The organism is Mycobacterium sp. ZZG (assembly GCF_054786995.1).
In genome coordinates, this window is the sequence record NZ_JBTBFV010000171.1 from 1 (window position 1) to 1,015 (window position 1,015).

Annotated in this window: 1 protein-coding gene; it reads right to left on the reverse strand. The window is 68.1% G+C overall.

The annotated features are described in order from the left end of the window. Nucleotides 1-138: 138 nt before the first annotated feature. Nucleotides 139-1,015, reverse strand: an 877-nt coding sequence (locus ACXMYJ_RS29190) for an IS1380 family transposase (protein ID WP_460359556.1), incomplete at its 5' end; no start/stop codon positions are given.

The window sequence follows — 1,015 nt, forward strand, 5'->3', positions numbered from 1 at the left end:
AGCCTCAATCCGTGGATCGGCCTTCCTGATGGTGGCCGGGGGTAATTTCGGTGGCTGGGTTTGGTGCGGGCAGGTGGGATCCGCTGGTCTGCCCAGCTTTTCCTGTGCGCTCCGGTAGGGGCCTGTTCGGCCGGGTGGTCAGGGTGTTGCCGGTTGTGGTGGGCTGTAGCCGATGGTGTTGCGCCACAGGGTGAGCCAGTGCTGTGCCCAGGGCCAGTGGCTGGGTAGATGCAGAACGGGGCGGCGTTGGGGTCGGACCAGTCTGGCGGGAATGGTGATGATCTTGCGGCGCAGGGTGGCTCCCCGGGCCACTGCGTGGGCGCCGCCGGCGAGCACGCCAGCGGCACGCAGCAGGTTGTGGGCGATCGCAGCGCACAGGATCCACGCCGAGTTCGCGCCGAATCGTCCCGAGGGCATGTGCGCCAGGGGTCCGTCGATCAGATCGGCGAACACGGTCTCGATGATCGCGTGGCGGCGGTGGGTGATGTCGGCCGCGGCGGTGGGTTCGTCGGTGTCGGTGAAGAACGGGTGATACCGCCACACCGGAAACAGCGCATCGGGGAAGCGGGCGTCTTTGACCCGTCGCACGATCAACCGTGCGGTGATCGGGCTGTCGGTGGAGGTAAAGGCGGTGTGGGTGATCTCGGCGACTTCGGCATCGGAGATCCATGCTCCGGTGTCGGGATCACGAATCGCGCCGGGATATTGCACGGGAATCCAGGCGTGCTCGTCGATGGATGCGATGGCCGCCGTGACAGCGCGAGTTTTGGTCAGCACCAACGAGAACTGAGCACCGGCGCGGCGGCAGGCGGCGGTCACGGTGCTGTTGCCGTAGGCCGAGTCGCCGCGTACCAGGATCGGGCCGGTGACCCCGGCGGCGCGGGCGGTGGCGATGGCTTGGGCGACCATCCGGGCTGCGCCCTTGCCGGAGTTGGTTTTGCCGGCTCGCAGCCGGGCGCCGGCGATCACCGGCGCGCCGGTGGGGGTGCTGATTGTGGTGATCAACGGTGACAGG